Consider the following 17759-nt stretch of genomic DNA (forward strand, 5'->3'; position numbering starts at 1 on the left):
GCATGTCAAAAAAGTAACGGAATCGCGTCAATATAATTTATTACACTCCCTCCCCCCCTCGTTTAGAATAAATTGTGCAAGTGGTTCCATAACTACAAGATTAATGGGGGTAGACGTATGGCCAAGAAAACCGCAGTTGTAATTCTGACTTTATGCATGATCTTTGTACTGGCAGCATGCAGCTCTAACGGTAATACAGCGGGCAGCCCGGCAGGTGAGGCGTCCGGCAACAATGAAGCAGCCGGTTCCCTTGAAGTAGATCCTTCTGATCCCTCCTTCAGCGCCTTCAAAGAGCCGGTAACCATTCATACGGTAACTTCTGAATACGCTTCCGCGAAATATCCCGAGGGGAATGACATCACTAACAATGTCTGGATCAAGCGGTACAAAGAAAAATACAATATCAGCGTCATCACAGACTGGGTCAGCGATGAATACGACACCAAGCTGAATCTGGCGATCTCCTCTAATGACCTCCCCGATGTGTTTCATGTGAACGCCTCGCAGCTGCAGCAGTTAATCGAAGCCGATATGATTATGGATCTGACAACCGTGTTTGACGGCTATGCCTCCAGCCGCTTGAAGGGTTATATGGAAGCCGATGCGGACAGCTTTGAATCCGGTAAAAAGGACGGGAAGCTGTATGGCATCCCTCAGCTGCACTGGGGACTCATCGAACAGCCGGACTTCATCTGGATCCGCAATGACTGGAAGGAGGAGCTGGGCATCAGTGATCCGCAGTCTGTAGCAGACCTCAAGGAAACCGCGCTTAAGTTTATGGAAAAGCATGGCGGCTACGGCATTGCCGTAGACCAGACCCTTGATTATCTCAACCTGCTGGCCATTGCCTGGAATGCGCATCCTGACATGTGGATTGAAGGCGGTGACGGAAAGCTGGCTTACGGCTCCGTTCAGCCGGAAATGAAGGCGGCTCTGACCGAATGGGCCGAATGGTTCAAGCTGGGGATCATTGACCCTGAATTTGCCATCAAGGATTTCAGTGCCATGAATGCGGATATCGTGGCCGGCAAGGTCGGCATGCAGCCTTACTACCAGTGGTGGGGTTACAATCCGGGGGTAGATACGATCTCGAACCTCGGGAAGGATGCCATCTTCTATCCATATCTGATCCCTGCAACCGACGGCAAAGAGGCCAAACAGTCCATCTTCTTCGCGAACGGCAGCTACACTGTGATCAAGAAAGGCTTCAAGCATCCGGAGGCTGCCGTCAAGCTGCTTAATGACTATGCTTACATTGTAGACGAAGGTGTCGGCAAAGAATCCAAGGAAAGCTTATCCGCCCTGCTGGATAATGACCTGGCGCATGTGGTTGGTGCCTTCCGGGTGCTTAACCCGAATTCTGACTATGAGCAGTTCGAGGCTGTATCTGCAGCTTTGCAATCCGGCGATACTAGCGGCCTGACCACTGCAGGAATGTGGCAAAAGTATAACAACAGCGTGGATTTTATCCAAAATACTACACCGGGCGCGACCGGTGATTACCTGCAGCAGGGGGCTCCAAAAACCGCCTACAGCCTGTCCAAGAAAATTCTCGACAGCGGCAACTATATCAAAACGGCCCTATGGGGAGCCAGTCCCGAGGCGCTCGCAAGCTACGGTACAACACTGGATGATATCTTGACCGAAGGCTTCACCAAAATCATTATGGGTACCGAAAGCGTTGACTATTTCGATACCGTAGTCCAGAACTGGAAGACAGCCGGCGGGGATCAGGCCACTGAAGCCGTTAATGCAGCCTACGGAAAATAAAGGTTCCGGTGTACAGGGGGACGAGAATTCTCGCCTCCCTGTGCTGTATGCGGGGAACTATCTTTGAAACGGAGGATTGAGGATGCTCAAAAAATTAAAACAGCAGAGTCCCTATCATTTAATGCTGCTTCCAAGTCTTGCCCTGGTATTCATCTTCAGCTATATCCCGTTCTACGGGCTGGTGATCGCCTTCCAGAAATACAATCCAGGCCTTGGATTCAGCTCTCCATGGGTCGGCTGGGATAATTTCCAGCATGTCTTTAACCAGCCTAATTTCACCCGGACCATCTGGAATACGCTGTACATGTCCGCCTTTAAGATCATCGGCGGCATTATCGTCCCGGTTATCTTTGCCCTGCTGCTGAACGAAGTGGCCAAAAGCAGTATCAAACGTACTTTCCAGACGCTTGTGTACATTCCGAACTTCCTGTCATGGGTCATTATGGCCGGCATCCTGCTGGATATCCTTAGCGCAGACGGCATTATTAACAGCTTCTTAAGCATTTTTGGAGTGAAACCCGTCCCTTTTCTCGGCAATCCGTCTATTTTCCCCTGGACGATGATTGTGAGCGATATCTGGAAGGGCTTCGGCTTCGGCACTGTCGTCTACCTGGCTGCCTTAACCAGCATTGATCCCGGGTTATATGAAGCGGCTGTAATTGACGGGGCCAAACGGTGGAAGCAGACGCTGTACATCACCTTGCCGCTACTGATGCCTACAATCGTATTGATGTCGGTTCTGGCGCTTGGCAACGTGCTGAATGCCGGCTTCGATCAAATCTTCAATCTGTATTCACCCGTGGTCTATCAGACCGGAGATATTATCGATACCTATGTATACCGGCTGGGGATACAGCAGGCCCAGTATTCGGTCAGCGCAGCCGTAGGCCTGTTCAAATCCATAATCTCCTGCATTCTTGTAGGCGTATCTTATATCCTTGCCTATAAAGTCGCCAATTACCGTATCTTCTAAGGAGGCAGCTATGATTCAAGACAAAAGCCTGGGCAGACGCCTATTCCATATTCTGAACTACACCTTGCTTATCATAACCTCTCTGCTCTGCATTCTGCCCTTCATTAACCTGCTGGCCGTATCCTTCAGCAGCAGTGCTGCTGTATCCGCTGGTAATGTGGCATTCTGGCCGGTAGAATTCACCACCAAAGCCTATGAATTCGCCTTGACCGGAGGGGATTTCTTCACCTCCCTGTGGATCTCCGTCAAACGGGTAGTGCTCGGAACGGTCATCAATCTCGCTCTCATCGTGCTCACCGCTTATCCGCTCTCCAAATCTGCACAGAAGCTGACGGGCCGTAATCTCTATATGACTTTCTTCATTATAACCATCCTGTTTAACGGCGGATTAATTCCGACCTACCTTATTGTTGTGCAAATGGGGCTGATCAACTCCATCTGGGCGCTTATCCTGCCTGGTGCCCTCCCGGTGTTCAGCATGATTATTCTGATGAATTTCATCCGCGGCCTGCCGGAGGAGATCGAAGAATCCGCGATTATCGACGGTGCCGGACCCATGCAGATTCTGACCCGCATCCTGCTTCCGTTATTGAAGCCGGCGCTCGCCACCGTCGGCCTGTTCAGTATCGTCGGCCACTGGAATTCATGGTTTGACGGCATTATCTACATGAACAATCCTAAGAACTATCCGCTGCAAAGCTATCTGCAGACCTTACTGCAGAGCTTTGAGCAAATTATGCTGAAGTCAGGCACAGACTACACCCAGCTCCTGTCGATGATGAATGCCCGCACCGGACGGGCGGCCCAGATGTTTCTTGGGGCCATCCCGATCCTGCTGGTGTACCCCTTCCTGCAGAAGTATTTCACCAAGGGACTGGTGCTCGGAAGTGTCAAAGGGTAATGCCCGGAGGACTGGCCGCCCAAGGCCACCGCAACCAGCAACACAGCAGCAACACAGCAGCAGAGGAACAGCTTTTCCCCCCGGAAAATTGCACCTCTGCTGCTGTGTCTTAGCTGCCGGGAATCCCCGGCAGCACAATATAAAAAACCGTGCCTTCCCCAAAACAGCTCTCCGCCTTAATTCCATAGGCCTGGCCAAAATGGAGCTGGATCCGCCGCTGGACATTGTACAGCCCGATGCCCTTCGCGCCGCCATCCTGCCCGGTCCAGCTCTCCGCCAGTTCCTGCAGGGTCTCCTGATCCATCCCGCTGCCATTGTCGCGGATTCCGATCACAAGATCACTGCCCGCGGACTGGATGGTTACCGTAATTACCCCGTCTTCTTCAAGCTCCGCAAACCCGTGAAAAATCGCATTCTCGATAACAGGCTGCATAATCATCTTGGGAATCCGGTAATCCAGAAGCCCTTCTTCAATCTCATAGACCGCCTGAATGCAATTATAATATCTGACATTCTGAATCGTGATGTAATTCATGACATTATCCAGCTCCTCACGGATGGAGACCAGCGTCCCGTCCAGCCGCGTAGCATACCGGAGCATAGAGATTAAGGCCTCGGTCATGTCGGCGATTTTTTCAGCCTTCTGCATGGAGGCCATCCACTTCACCGAGCCTAATGTGTTGTACAGAAAATGGGGGTTGATCTGTGAATGCAGCGCCCTGATCTCTGCGGCGGCTTTCTCGCTTTCCTCCTGCTGGACCCGCTCAATCAGCTGCTTTAGTTCATAGGACATTTTAATGAAGCGGCTGGACAGATGCCCGAACTCGTCTCGGGAGCCGATATCCTCCACCCGCTCGAACTGCCCCTTTTCCACCAGCCGGATATTATTCATCAGCTTCTTGATCGGCCGGGTAATCACATTCGACAGAAAGACCGAGATAATGATTGCAAACAGCGACATTACAATCGCCAGGGTGAACAGGTTCCGCCCCAGTATTTCGCCCTCATCCGTTAATTCATCCATCGGCATATAGAGATAGGTGGTCCATTGCTGCTGGCTGAGCGGATTAGTCACCACAATATTCCTGGTCTCGTCAGGTCGGACATTATCCCGGAACAGGGTGCCGATCAGGCGGTCATCGGGGTTATACACAATTTTGTCGTTCGCATCAACAATCATGAACCGGGAGCGCAGCGCCTCCTGCAGGTTACTGTTCACAATCTCGATAAATTTGATATCGATGCTGACCACTATCACCCCCAGCTGCCGGCCGGTAGTCCCGTCATATATTTTCCGCGCATGGGAGACAGCCAGCACTTTATTCTGCAGCTGCTCGTCTATCCGGGTCGTTAAGGTAATTGTCCTGTCTTTGGTATGCATGAATTTCTTGAACCACAGCTCATTAGCAACCTTGTAATCCTCATTAATCGGCTGGTTGGGGCTGACAAAGAGGTCGGAGCCGCCGTTCAGGTTATACAGGTAAATGGAGAATACACGGTCTTTCATCATGATGTAATTCATCAGAATGTTATAGGCCGCATCTTCATTGGCCTTGCCGCCCGTCCGGAGATAATCCTGGATCGGATAGCTGCCCTCCAGTGTCGCAGATAAGGTGCTGCTCAGCCCGTTGCTGGCCAGGAGCGAGATTTTCTCAATTTCCTTCAGGAATTCATCGATTCTGATATTCGTTTGCTTGGCCAGATCCTTCAGCAGGTTCCTGTAGTTATGCTCCAATAATTTTTCAGAAGACCGGTACGAATTAATCGTCATGACAAACACAGGCAGAATGATTACCGTTAAGCAGATAACCATGATTTTGGTCTTGATCCGAACCGGATGCCGTCCCCGCATATACACCTCTCCAAACGTGATGGGCAGCAGTCATTTTATTCCCGGTAGTCCTCAGGGGAGACTCCTGCGATCTTTTTGAAAATTTTGCTGAAATAGGTATGGTTGTGATATCCCACTTTGTCAGCGATTTCATAAACCTTCAGCTTGCCGCCCTTGAGGTAGACTTTAGCCCGCTCGATCCGCACCCGGGTTAGATAGGAGATGAAATTCTCCCCGCGCTCCTGCTTAAAAATACGGCTCAAGTACGACGGGTTGACGTTGATTTGGCCTGCGACGCTCTGGAGTGAAATGTCCTCGGCGTAATACTGGTTAATGATGTCTACGGCCATTTCTGTATACGTGCGTTCCCGCATCATGCTGGAATCCGCCTCAAAGCAATACCCCATGTAATCAAGCACACTCTGGTGAATATCCCCCCAGTTCTCTCCGCGCAGGATAGCTTCATAAGGAGACTTCTCTGCCAGGGAAGAACGCAGCCATTTAGCCGCCAATTGAAAATGGGTATGCATCTTTTCCATCAGCAAAATATAGGTCTCCCGGATGCTGCTCTCATCAGCCTGCGAAGCATCGAGCCTGTCACGGATTCCGTTCAGCAGCGCCGCAGCCTTCGGTTCATCCCTGCTCTCCCAGACTGCTGTAAAGTCATGCTCTTCGTCAGAGCTGATGAAGGCAGCCACCGGTTCACGGGGCGGGAGTCCCTTCACATCCGCATAGAACAATACATTGCTTGTGCTGTCAAAGAAACGGTAAGCGAGTGCCCGTTCCGCCTCTTCGTATGCCGCCTTGACTGACCCCAGCCCCGGAACAGCCGTACTCACCCCGGCAGTAAGCTCGAGGTTCATGAAATCTTTGATGGAGACAATAATCTTGCTGCACAGCTTCCCAATATCACTGTATACAGTACTGCTGCCGGGCAGGGTATTTACAAAGACCAGATATTCCGACGAATTGCCGGTGATGACCTCCCGTTCCCACCTGGCAGGAATAACCTCCTCGACAATATTCAGAACCGAGAACCGGAGCAGCTTCTCATCCTTCTCCACATATTTCTTCTTCACCCTGTCAAAATGATTCACTTTCAGAATGAGCACCGCCAGTTCACTGGGCCTAACCTTAATTCCCAGCTCCCCTGCCCTTGTCCTGGCCGACTGCTCGCTGATGAACCCGCTGATCAGGTCCTTGAAGAAATCCTCCTTCAAATGTCCAAGCCCCCGGCTGAAGTTATAGGGCAGATTACGGTTATTCTCCTGGGTCTCCTGCTCTGCCTGCAGCTTCTCCCGGACCACTGCCAGCAGGTCGGATAACACAGCGGGTGTAATCTCACTCTTGATCAAATAATCTGCCGCCCCGAGCTTCAGCGCTTCCTTTACATAAATGAATTCATCGAAATTGCTTAAGATCACACACTTACAGGCTTTCAGGGAGATGGAGAGCTCCCGGATGAGCTGCAGCCCGTCCATTACAGGCATTTTGATATCGGTTATAATCAGGTCCGGCAGGACAGCCAGTGCCATCTCCAGCGCTTCCTTGCCGTTGCCGGCCTCCCCCGCCACCTGGAACCCGTGCTCCTCCCAGTCAATCATGGAACGTATGCCGACACGCATTAATAATTCATCATCTACAATCATTAATTTGTACATAATCATCCCTCGGTGTATTGTTCTTACTAGCAATATAATCAATTTCTATTGAAAGGTATACAAATTATTTAACACTTATCTAAAATAGTATAACAAACAACCCAATTCCGGCGGGAATTGGGTTGTTTGCTTCACGGCTCATTCAGATTAATTGGAGCTCAGCGAGCGGATGAATCTCGCCAGTATGGCTGCTGTCTCTGCACGCATGGTGATAGTTCCCGGCTCCAGCCTGCCGCCGGATTTGCCGTTCAGAATGCCTGCCGAGGCCAGCGCATACGCCGCCTCTTCCGCCCATGGACTAAGGCTGTCTCCATCGGCAAATTGGACTGTGCCCTTATCAGGGAGCTGATACCCCTTGCTTACTGCATAGTTATACAGTATAACCGCCAGCTGCTCACGCGTAATCCCGTGATCCGGGCTGAAGCTGCCTTGAGCGGTTCCGCTGATCAGCCCGCTGCCGGAAGCCCAGCCCACAGCGGCGGCATACCATTGCCCGCCCGGCACATCCCCGAAGCCTGACACTGTATACAGGCTGCGGTCAATTCCCTCCAGATTGGCCAGCATCTGGATGAACATCGCCCGGGTCATAGCAGCCCCGGGGCTGAATACGCCCCCGCTCGTACCCTCGAACAACTTGCGGGCTGCAGTAAAGGTAATATCCTTGGCTGCCCAGTGATACATGGATACATCCTTGAAGCTAACCGGGGTATAGATCACATCGTAGGTCCCCGTAGCTGCTGCGGTGAAAGTCACACCGCTGCCTCCGGCAACAGCCAGCGGCAGGATGCTGCTGTTCTCCTTCTCTTGTCTGACTACCACAAATGCAGCAGGATCTTGGCCAGCTTCAGTGTTGAGCGGCAATGTAATGATCAGCGGATGGTTCTGATCCTCGTATGCTGCCGGCTGCCCGTTATGCAGCAGCCCGATTCTGAAGCTTCCCTTCCTGATATAGAGATGAAGCAAATCACCATACTTCTTCTTGATATTCTGCAGGGTATCCTTAGAGAGCAGGACACTTCCGAAATCCGCAGTCACCGTCAAATCCGCAGAGCCCAGTGCTGACACCGGCAGCTGTACAGTCAGATCTGAGATATCCTTTACGGTGATAACCAGACCGCTGCCGGTGCCAAGAGCCTCCTTAATCTGCTCAGCGGTAGGGATCAGGCTGTAGCCTCCGCCGTTATTTGGGGTGAGTGCAGCTTTGACCCCGTTTAATGAAACGATGTGTGCGTTCTCTGTCTTCACCGGAGCAGCGGCACTGCCCGGCAAGGCTTCCGCAGGCACCGGCTCCACTTCCGGCTCCTTCACCGGCCCTGCCGGTGCAGCCTTCACTTTCGCCAGGGCACCGCTGCCGGCATTGTTGACTGCCCGTACAGCAAAAGTATACTCTGAACCGTTAAGAAGACCCGTGAAGAGGTGCCCCGCAGCAGCTTCCGCATCCTTCCATGTCATGCCGTTATCTTGAGACACTTCATACTTGATAATAGCGGCACCGCCTGTGCTTGCTGGAGCATCCCAGCTTAACGCCACCTGCCCGTCTCCGGCAACCGCCGTTAAGTTCTGCGGCATAGACGGAGCAGTACGTTCATCCCCGGCGATCTCCTTGGTATTAAACATGAAGATCAGTCTCTCATTCGTAGTAACGTTGGGAACATCGGTTATTTCCGCCAGCTGCTTAGTCCCCAGACGAAGGGTCAGGACGGCATTGCTGCCTGATCCGGCTGCTTCCTGATACACAATCCGGTTGCCGTATTTAGGCGATACCAGGTAATAGGGGCCGACTCCGCTGGAGCGCAGCATGAATTTCTCGTTCTCGCCGATCACCGCTGCGTCAGCCTTAAGCATATTGTAATTTCCCGCCTTATCCTCCTTGACCGACAGGTACGTATTCGTTGTGAGCAGCAGCACAGAATATGTGCCGTCATCATTTCCGGTCAGCTGAAAGAACGGTGCATCCTTCTTCATGACACTTGTTACCAGCTCACCGTTCCCATTGATATCGTAATACGAATTCAAGGTTTCGGCGACCTTTATACTGTTCACTGTGCTCCAGTTTCTTTGATACAAGGGCTCCCAGCGTGTCCGCAGCTGAAAATACATTCCATCCGCCGTCTTCAGCGGCTCCCCGTCATAATGAGTCAGTGTGCCAAAATTCAGATTATCGAAATGCACCATTCCCTGGGGACGCGCTGCTTCAGCCGCCTTGGCGGTCCAAGTCATAAGAGCGCCATCAAGCTTTCTGTACAGGGCAAGTCCCTGCTCAAACACGGGCCGGAGCTCGCCTCTGTTGAGTCCGTTGCTGTCCCTGTCAAAGCCATCACCATAATAGCCCCTGGCGGTATCGCCGAATACATTCGGCATAGCAGTGAAGGGGAGCTCCTCCCCGGTCCATTCCGGCGAATACAGGTTATACTTCGCAGAGTATTCGAAAGCCTTCGCCAGTCTGTTATCGTACAGTGAAGCTAAATCCTCATCCTGGTTTCTGGCGATGAGGCAGATCTCTGCCATGTATCCCAGTGCCAGCATCGCATGCGCCTGGTCCCGGCCGGTCTCCATGGTCTGGCCGGACTCATTCACATAAGCAAAGACTGAACCGTTTGTATGAATATCCCGGTAGAAATGCATCGCACGGTCAAAGATTTCACCATTGTCACACAAGACCCCGATAGCCATCATGCTGACAATAGCAGCGGCGTCCCAGTTCCCGTTGGCCAGCATCGGAACTGCGGCATCCTGGATGACAGGATAGACTACGTTCAGCATCATCTCCTGCAGGGCTGCGAAGTCAGCCTGGCTGTATCCGTTGTACCCGCCGCCGTAGTACCGGAGAATTTCCGCTGCACTGGCATATTTATAGGCATTGATTCCGGCCCCGAGTATCCGGTCCCGGCCGTCAATCACCTTCAGCGTCTTAGCCCACCCGGTCAGGATATCAGCAGCCTTGTCAGCATACTGCTCTTCTCCTGTAATCACCCATTGGAGGGCATTGAAATATGCGGCATTGCCGCCCTTCTCGAAATAACCGATATTGGCGGAATCCGACGGCGCGCCTCCGCGCCCGACATTGGAGAAGACTGTATTCTGATAGCCGGAGCCGGCCACCTGATATGAAACCGTATTCAACATTCTCTGATAGTCAGAGTACCAAGGCTCTTCCTTGGCCTGTACACGGGTTCTCATCCGCTCCAGATCATCCATGGCCAGCAGAATTCCGGGATGGCTGAAGATCCGGACATTCACCTCTGCCTGCGCCTGATATCCGGCTTCACTGTACTCGGCGGTATATTGATGAACCCCTGCGCTTAAGCCCGGAAGCGTAACATTCATCAGTCCGCCGGAATACACGGCTTCCGCCACTGATCCATTAAGCCTGTAGTGGGCCGGATTCGTGTCACCGTTTACAGGCTTCCAGAATAATGTGGCATCCTCCCCCGACACAGCCTGGCTGATCTCCAGCGGGTCTGCATCTGTAACCGGCTCGAAGTAAAATTTGTATTCCTTGTTCTCCGCAGCAATTCCGCTGCTCTGCATAGCGCTACCGGTCATTCCCACGTTGAAGCGGTTAAAATTATTATCATCTCTGAGCGTGGATAAATGCGACCAGATCCGGTAATAACCCGAATCCGCATACCGGTCGATATAGAACCGCTCATTCCAGCCCGGAACAGAAGCTGCCGCTTTGATCTCGAACGTCCGCTCCGTGCTGGTGCCGCTCTCTGCACCGCTCATAATATTGAAGTAGCGGTGGGTATTGTTCAGAAATTCGTCTGCCGTGAAATAATTCTGGATGGTCAGATACTTATCGTTCTCCAGCGATTTAATGGAGTACGCCGTCCTGGTGGCTCCCGCTTCCGCCTCCTGATGGTCCACGGTTGCGAAATAATCCAGGACATACAGTGCAAAGGAAGACGCCCCGGAAGCATCGGCTGTCAGCGACAGCTTCCCGGTGACAGGATCAGCATGTACGTATTCACCTGCTGCATTCCTCATTTTGATAATCATCGCCGCGGTGTTGCTGTTGTTATAATAATTGCCCATGGCAGGGCCGGATATTGGGCCGGGAAGCTCAGCAGGCACAAGGCTGTCCATCGCAGCTTGCAGCAAGATAACAGCCAGATTAATCTCAGGCTGGGTTGCATTATTTACAAGCAGGCCTTTTGCCGGCTGCAGCGCTGCCCCCAGCACAGACCAGCTATCCGCAGTGTATGCGGTTTCAATTAACTGGTTGGCCTGCGCAATCAGCCCGCTGAGCACAGTGCGGTCCATTCCATCCGTAATTAGCGGATCTCCCAGCCTAATTTTCAGGACCGGACCCGGATAGCCGGATGTATTCCTTGATGAATATAATTCACTGGCGCTTACTGTACTGTCCTCCACTTTGGCCGTCGTCAGGTGAATGCTGACGGATTGTCTGCCGCTGTGCAGTGCATTACGGACAATCGGTGAAAGATCAATATCTGCATTCTGCTCACCGCTTGAGGTAATATTATAGGTTACCATTGGAGCTCCGGCCATTTCGTATGGACGGTTATTATACGTGACATTAGTAACAGTCCATTCGGTGCCGCTATCCCGCAGGGTAGGCTCGGCTTCAGTGAATATCAGCTCGTTAGGCGAATGTGATTTCCTGAAGCTTAAGGTCATATTCATCCCGTCGATATCATATCTGCTTGTATCCACGGCGGATAAATCGAACTTGAGGTACACATGCCGTGATTTCCCGTAAATCAGCTTGGCTGCATTCAGACTCGTCCCCACACTGTTTCCCTGCCCGCTGAAATTGGACACAAAAACGTCCTGAACCGCCGGAATTACCTCCGGCGCCGCTTCAGCCTTCATTGCTGCCGGCTCCAGAAAAAGTGATGACAACGACATACATACACACAACATTAATGCCAGACCCCGCTTCAGCTGCTGTTTCATGCTCGTTCTCCCTTCTGCACTTCACGATAATTAAGAGAGGCTGTCTCCCGAATCCAGTTTATCAAGACTGCGGGGAGGTCATAAATGCAGTTTTTTAAGTTCTGTATGCAGGTTATTGCAGAATTCTTCGTCTGCTATGGAAGTAGATTAATTTTTGCACCAGTCGCCCAGTTAAGCGGGGATTGCCCTGTTTAAGGTTGAGTTATAGTTTGCAGTTGTATCAGGATGGCGGACATTGCCGCCCGCCCAACGGAAACAAGTGGAAAAATGTATCCTAATTGGGCTGTTTCGGCTCGCTGGACGGAATTAATTGGATAAACGTCATTTAATTTCATGCGTTTCACCTATTCCGGCTGATTTGGATGAAATTAAGTGCTGTTTTTCCACCTGCTGCCGGAAAGGGGCTTATCCGTTCATGAGTAAGTGGAGAAAATCCAACTAATTCCCTGCGCCGGTTCTGTTGCTGTTGCTGATCTTCATAAAAAAAGCACTTCCCCTTAAACCAGGGAAGTGCTCTGGAATTGCTCTCCTTACTGCTGCAAACTCAGTCGTTACTCATCCATCCGAAATGGAAGCTGCCCGGCTGATCCACCCGTTCAAAGGTATGGGCGCCGAAGTAATCTCTTTGCGCCTGCAGCAGGTTGGCCGGAAGCCGTTCGGAACGGTAGCTGTCATAGTAGGCCAGTGCAGAAGCAAATGCCGGCACCGGAATGCCTCTCTTAACCGCAAGGGCAACTACATCTCTCCATGCCTCCTGATAGTTATGAACAACGCTGCTGAAGTACTCATCCAGGAACAGGTTCTTGAGCTCAGAGTCACGGTCATAGGCATCCTTGATATTCTGCAGGAATCCCGCACGGATAATGCAGCCTCCCCGGAAAATCATCGCAATGCTGCCATAGTCCAGGTTCCAGCTATATTCGTCCGAAGCTACCCGCATCTGGGCAAAGCCCTGGGCGTACGAAGCGATTTTGCTGGCATACAGCGCTTTGCGGACCGCTTCGATGAACTCCTTAGCGTCTCCGTCATAGCCTTTGACCTCCGGTCCTTTCAGCCGTTTGCTTGCCGCCACGCGTTCTTCCTTCATGGCGGAGATGAAGCGGGCAAAGACCGATTCGGTAATGATCGATAACGGAACGCCAAGATCAAGCGCATTCTGGCTCGTCCATTTCCCTGTGCCCTTCTGCCCGGCGGAATCGAGGATCACCTCAACCATCGGCTGCAGGGTAACCGGGTCTGTCTTGGCGAATATATCAGCGGTAATCTCGATCAGATAGCTGCTCAGCTCACCGCGGTTCCAGTCTGAGAAAATAACATGCAGCTCTTCCGTGCTAAGGCCCAGCACATCCTTCAGCAGCTGATACGCTTCGCCGATAAGCTGCATATCGCCATATTCAATGCCGTTATGCACCATTTTGACATAGTGTCCGGCACCGTCTCCCCCAATGTAGGTTGAGCAGGGATCACCGTCAACTTTGGCTGAAATAGCTGTCAGAATCGGCTCCACCAGCTCATAGGCATCCTTCTGACCGCCCGGCATGATTGCCGGTCCCTTCAGCGCCCCTTCTTCCCCGCCGGATACCCCGGCCCCGATGAAGCGGAAACCTTGAGCCTGCAGCTCTTTGTTCCGCCGCTGCGTATCCGGGAAGAAGGCATTCCCGCCGTCAATCAATATATCCCCCGGCGACAAGTACGGTACCAGCTGCTGGATTGTATCATCTGTCGGTTTGCCGGCCTTCACCATAATCATGATTTTGCGCGGCAGCTCAAGCGACTCTACGAACTCTTCCAGACTGTATGCCCCTGTAAGGTTCAGGCCTGCCGCTTCTGCCAGCAGCTCATCTGTTTTCTCGCGGGAGCGGTTATACACCGACACCGCGAATCCTTTGCTCTCCATATTGAGGGCCAGGTTCTTCCCCATGACGGCCAGGCCGACCACACCAATCTGCTGTTTACTCATTTCCGTTGACCTCCTATGAATTGTCTGATTGAACTCTTATCTATAATCAAAAATTCGCCGCATCCCGCATAGCCACTTCGCCCGCTTCTTCATCCGCTTCTCCGGCAGCATCGAGCCACCAGTGATGTCCGTCCCTGGCCAGCAGCTGGTCCGACTCCGCAGGTCCGTGGCTGCCCGCCGCATACGTGTGAAGCGGAACCGTATTCTCTGCAAATGCGTTCAGGATCGGCTGCACCCATTTCCAGGACAGCTCTACCTCATTCCAGTGGGCAAAGAAGGACGGATCGCCGCGCAAGGCATCATGAATGAGGTTCTCGTAGGCCTCGGGAATCTCTATAGAGCTGGTATGGAAGTCAATATGCATCGCCTTGAACTTCCCTTTGTGCTGCGGATCCCTTGCCTTAAGCTGAAGCGTAATGCCTTCGTTCGGGCTAATCTCGAACACGAGCAGATTCGGAATATCCTCCCCCTCTGCTGACGAGACCTGCTTCAGCGGCTCCTTGAATTCAATTACAATCCGGGTCGATTTCTCCTTCATGCGTTTCCCGGTCCGGATGTAGAAGGGTACGCCCTTCCAGAACGGATCATCGATCTGCAGCCGGGCTGCAATAAAGGTATCATTCACCGAGCCAGCCGGAATGCCCGGTTCGGCAAGGTAGCCGGGAACCGGCTTACCCTTGATCACGCCTGCCGTATATTGGCCGCGGATGACCTCGGAGCCGATATTCCCTTCCTCCAGCGGCTCCAGGGATTCCATAACCTCTTTCTTCTTGAAGCGCACCTCATCAGCGGAGCTGTCCTTCGGCAGGCGGATGGCGAGCATCATCAGCAGCTGCAGCATATGGTTCTGGAACATATCCCGGAGCGCACCTACATGGTCGTAATACCCGGCGCGTTCTTCTACGCCTACAGTCTCCGCCGCTGTAATCTGCACATTCGCAATATAGCGGTTGTTCCAGAGCGCGTGCAGCACCGGATTCGTCTGCTGGAATACATCCAGCTCCTGCACCATCGGCTTGCCCAGGTAGTGGTCGATCCGGTAAATTTCCTCTTCCGAGAAGGCTTCGCTCAGCTTCAGGTTGAGCTTCTGCGCCGACGGCAGGTCATGCCCGAAGGGCTTCTCAATCACCAGGCGCTTCCAGCCCTTCGCGGCACCCAGGCCGCTCTCCTTAATGTTCAAGGCAATCGGCTCGAAAAACTCAGGCCCGACAGACAAATAGAACATCCGGTTCGGGGTGCTGCCCTTGCCGGCTTCCAGCTGTTCCACCCGCTGCAGCAGCTTCAGGTAATCCTCTGCATTGCCTACTTCCAGTACGTTATATTGAAATGCCTTCAGGAAGCTGCGCACCGACGCGGAAGGGTTCACTTCCCGCCGGGAAAAGTCACGGATCGACTTCTCCACCATTGCCTGAAAGGCTTCATCTCCGAGTTCTCTTCGTCCAAGACCTACCACAGAGAAGGAATGGCTCAGCTTGCGGTCGAGAAACAAATTATACAGTGCGGGATATATTTTTCTCCGGGCCAAATCTCCTGTCGCTCCAAATAAAACAAATGTAGTTGCCTCCATCTCTATTCTCCTTCTGCTCTGGTTTATCGTTCATGGGTACACTATAATACAAATACGAGCCATACAAGTAATTAATATATTGAACAGGAGCTATAGACTATGTCTATGATCAACTTCGAGTTATATAAAGTTTTTTACTGGGCTGCCAAGACAGGAAGCCTGACTCAAGCCGCCAAATTGCTCTATATTACCCAGCCCAGTGTCAGTCATGCGATCAAGCAGCTCGAGGACAGCTTCGGCCTCACCCTCTTCAACCGGAACTCCAAGGGCGTTACCCTGACCCCGGAGGGAGCCGTGCTCTACTCCTATATTGAACAATCGCATATCCTGATCACCCAGGCTGAGAAAAAGATGTCTGAGCTTAAGAACCTCGACAACGGCGAGCTGCGCATCGGCGGCAGTGACTCCCTGTTCAAGCATTATCTTCTGCCTATTATCGAGATTTTTCACCAGCAGTACCCCGGCATCCGGCTTCAGCTGATCCATGGAACGACACCGGAAGTGATCTCTTATCTAAAAGAAGGTGCCGTCGATATGGGCGTAGTCCGCATCCCGATTACCGACCCGCAGCTTGAGGTCCATCAGGGGCTCCAGCTCCAGGACTGCTTCATTGCAGGCAGCCGTTATGCCGAGCTGAATCATAAGGTGCTCTCCATTGAAGAGCTGCTTCAGTATCCGCTTGTCCTGTTCTCCCGCAGCAGCCGTGCACGTATGGCGGTCACGGATTTGTTTCAGGGCTACGGGTATGAACTGAAGCCGGAATTCGAGGTCGGCAGCGTGGGTCTGCTGATCGAATTCGCCCGCAAAGGGCTCGGCATCTCCTTCGTAACCCGGGAATTCGTCTCCCGGGAGCTGGAGGAGGGCTCGCTTTTTGAGATCAAACTGGATGTACAGCTGCCGCCTGCCCAGGTAGGAGTGATGACCATGCGCAATATGCCGCTGACGACTGCCGCCCGCAAGTTCATTGAGCTGACCAGAGGGAATGAATTCTGACCCCGGCCATCCGCAGACAATAAAACCGGACCAGGCAGGGCTTCCCCTTATCCGGTCCGGTTATACTCTGTTTCATACTATGCCCTGTTCAGCAGAACACGCACAGTACCCCTTATTCATTCCCCATCGTGCTGATGTCGATAACGAACCGGTAGCGGACATCGGACGCCAGGACACGCTCCCAGGCTTCGTCAATCTGATCAGCCGAGATCACTTCAATTTCCGAAGCGATGTTATGCTCTGCGCAGAAATCAAGCATCTCCTGCGTTTCACGGATACCGCCGATCATGGAACCGGCGAATGAGCGGCGGTGGCCAATCAGCGAGAATACGTTAACTGCAAGCGGATCAGCAGGTGCACCGACATTGACTAAGGTCCCGTCCAGCGCCAGCAGCGACAGATAGGCATCGATATTGATCTGCGCGCTTACGGTATTCATAATCAGGTCGAACGAGCCGCCAAGCTGCTTAAATGTTTCCGGATCACTTGTGGCATAATAATGGTCAGCTCCCAGCTGCAATCCGTCTTCCTTCTTCTTCAGGGACTGTGATAACACCGTAACCTCGGCTCCCATGGCATGAGCAATCTTCACCGCCATATGTCCAAGACCGCCAAGACCGACTACCGCTACCTTTTTGCCTGGAGCAGCACCCCAGTGACGCAGCGGGGAATAAGTGGTAATTCCGGCACACAGAAGCGGGGCAGCAGCGTCAAGCGGAATGCTGTCCGGAATCCGGACCACGAAATCTTCGGTTACCACGATATGCGTGGAATAACCGCCTTGTGTATAGTGACCGTACCGGTCGGTGGCGCCATAGGTGCCCGTATTTCCTTCCAGGCAGTACTGCTCCTCACCTTTACGGCAGCTGCTGCACTCTCCGCAGGAATCTACCATACAACCTACGCCTACACGGTCGCCAACGGCATACTTGGTAACTGCAGAACCGATCTGGCTGACGATACCGGCAATTTCATGTCCCGGAACGAGCGGATACTTGACCGGCCCCCACTCGCCGCGGGCTGTGTGGATATCCGAGTGGCAGATCCCGGCGTACTTAATTTCAATCAGAACATCATGCGGCTGCAGCTCCCGGCGCTCAATGGTCGTTAACTTGAACGGGCCTTCCTGGCTGAATGTGGCGCGTGCACTGGCTTGTATCATATGTGTAACCTCTCTTTT

At 52.5% G+C, this 17759-nt stretch carries 10 protein-coding genes; 4 read left to right on the plus strand and 6 right to left on the minus strand.

Annotated elements, in window-relative coordinates:
- Positions 1 to 117: 117 nt before the first annotated feature.
- The 3 genes from LOS79_RS16930 to LOS79_RS16940 all read left to right on the plus strand — a co-directional run bounded on the left by LOS79_RS16930 (position 118) and on the right by LOS79_RS16940 (position 3644).
- Complete coding sequence (locus LOS79_RS16930; RefSeq protein ID WP_315411138.1) at positions 118 to 1770, plus strand: type 2 periplasmic-binding domain-containing protein; 1653 nt, start codon at positions 118 to 120, stop codon at positions 1768 to 1770.
- 82 nt (positions 1771 to 1852) lie between these two features.
- Positions 1853 to 2743 carry an ABC transporter permease gene (locus LOS79_RS16935; protein ID WP_315411140.1) on the plus strand — a complete coding sequence of 297 codons (891 nt, stop codon included), beginning with the start codon at positions 1853 to 1855 and terminating at the stop codon, positions 2741 to 2743.
- A gap of 10 nt (positions 2744 to 2753) precedes the next feature.
- Positions 2754 to 3644, plus strand: a complete 891-nt coding sequence (locus LOS79_RS16940) for a carbohydrate ABC transporter permease (RefSeq protein ID WP_315411141.1) — start codon at positions 2754 to 2756, stop codon at positions 3642 to 3644.
- 109 nt (positions 3645 to 3753) lie between these two features.
- Here LOS79_RS16940 and LOS79_RS16945 read toward each other — a convergent pair whose 3' ends face one another.
- The 5 genes from LOS79_RS16945 to zwf form a co-directional block, all read right to left on the minus strand.
- A complete protein-coding gene (locus tag LOS79_RS16945) occupies positions 3754 to 5496 on the minus strand; it encodes a cache domain-containing sensor histidine kinase (RefSeq protein ID WP_315411142.1) in 1743 nt (580 codons plus the stop codon).
- 35 nt (positions 5497 to 5531) lie between these two features.
- Complete coding sequence (locus LOS79_RS16950; protein ID WP_315411144.1) at positions 5532 to 7136, minus strand: response regulator; 1605 nt, start codon at positions 7134 to 7136, stop codon at positions 5532 to 5534.
- Positions 7137 to 7283: 147 nt separating this feature from the next.
- Positions 7284 to 12005 (minus strand): S-layer homology domain-containing protein, encoded by a 4722-nt coding sequence (locus tag LOS79_RS16955; protein WP_315411146.1) that lies wholly within the window; start codon positions 12003 to 12005, stop codon positions 7284 to 7286.
- 598 nt (positions 12006 to 12603) lie between these two features.
- A complete protein-coding gene (gene gndA, locus LOS79_RS16960) occupies positions 12604 to 14019 on the minus strand; it encodes an NADP-dependent phosphogluconate dehydrogenase (protein WP_315411147.1) in 1416 nt (471 codons plus the stop codon).
- Positions 14020 to 14065: 46 nt separating this feature from the next.
- A complete protein-coding gene (zwf, locus tag LOS79_RS16965; protein WP_315411149.1) occupies positions 14066 to 15586 on the minus strand; it encodes a glucose-6-phosphate dehydrogenase in 1521 nt (506 codons plus the stop codon).
- A gap of 99 nt (positions 15587 to 15685) precedes the next feature.
- On the opposite strand from zwf, the gene LOS79_RS16970 reads away from it, so the two are divergent.
- Positions 15686 to 16579, plus strand: coding sequence for a LysR family transcriptional regulator (locus LOS79_RS16970; protein WP_315411151.1), 894 nt, complete (start codon positions 15686 to 15688; stop codon positions 16577 to 16579).
- A gap of 112 nt (positions 16580 to 16691) precedes the next feature.
- On the opposite strand, the gene LOS79_RS16975 is transcribed toward LOS79_RS16970, so the two are convergent.
- The gene (locus LOS79_RS16975; RefSeq protein ID WP_315411153.1) at positions 16692 to 17741 is read right to left on the minus strand and encodes an NAD(P)-dependent alcohol dehydrogenase; all 1050 of its coding nucleotides are present in this window, start codon (positions 17739 to 17741) and stop codon (positions 16692 to 16694) included.
- Positions 17742 to 17759: the final 18 nt, after the last annotated feature.

Source organism: Paenibacillus sp. MMS20-IR301, assembly GCF_032302195.1.
GTDB lineage: Bacteria > Bacillota > Bacilli > Paenibacillales > Paenibacillaceae > Paenibacillus_AQ.

Coding starts and splice junctions, on each gene's coding strand:
- LOS79_RS16930 (WP_315411138.1), top strand. CDS start 118: ATGGCCAAGAAAACCGCAGTTGTAATTCTGACTTTATGCATGATCTTT.
- LOS79_RS16935 (WP_315411140.1), top strand. CDS start 1,853: ATGCTCAAAAAATTAAAACAGCAGAGTCCCTATCATTTAATGCTGCTT.
- LOS79_RS16940 (WP_315411141.1), top strand. CDS start 2,754: ATGATTCAAGACAAAAGCCTGGGCAGACGCCTATTCCATATTCTGAAC.
- LOS79_RS16945 (WP_315411142.1), bottom strand. CDS start 5,496: ATGCGGGGACGGCATCCGGTTCGGATCAAGACCAAAATCATGGTTATC.
- LOS79_RS16950 (WP_315411144.1), bottom strand. CDS start 7,136: ATGTACAAATTAATGATTGTAGATGATGAATTATTAATGCGTGTCGGC.
- gndA (WP_315411147.1), bottom strand. CDS start 14,019: ATGAGTAAACAGCAGATTGGTGTGGTCGGCCTGGCCGTCATGGGGAAG.
- zwf (WP_315411149.1), bottom strand. CDS start 15,586: ATGGAGGCAACTACATTTGTTTTATTTGGAGCGACAGGAGATTTGGCC.
- LOS79_RS16970 (WP_315411151.1), top strand. CDS start 15,686: ATGTCTATGATCAACTTCGAGTTATATAAAGTTTTTTACTGGGCTGCC.
- LOS79_RS16975 (WP_315411153.1), bottom strand. CDS start 17,741: ATGATACAAGCCAGTGCACGCGCCACATTCAGCCAGGAAGGCCCGTTC.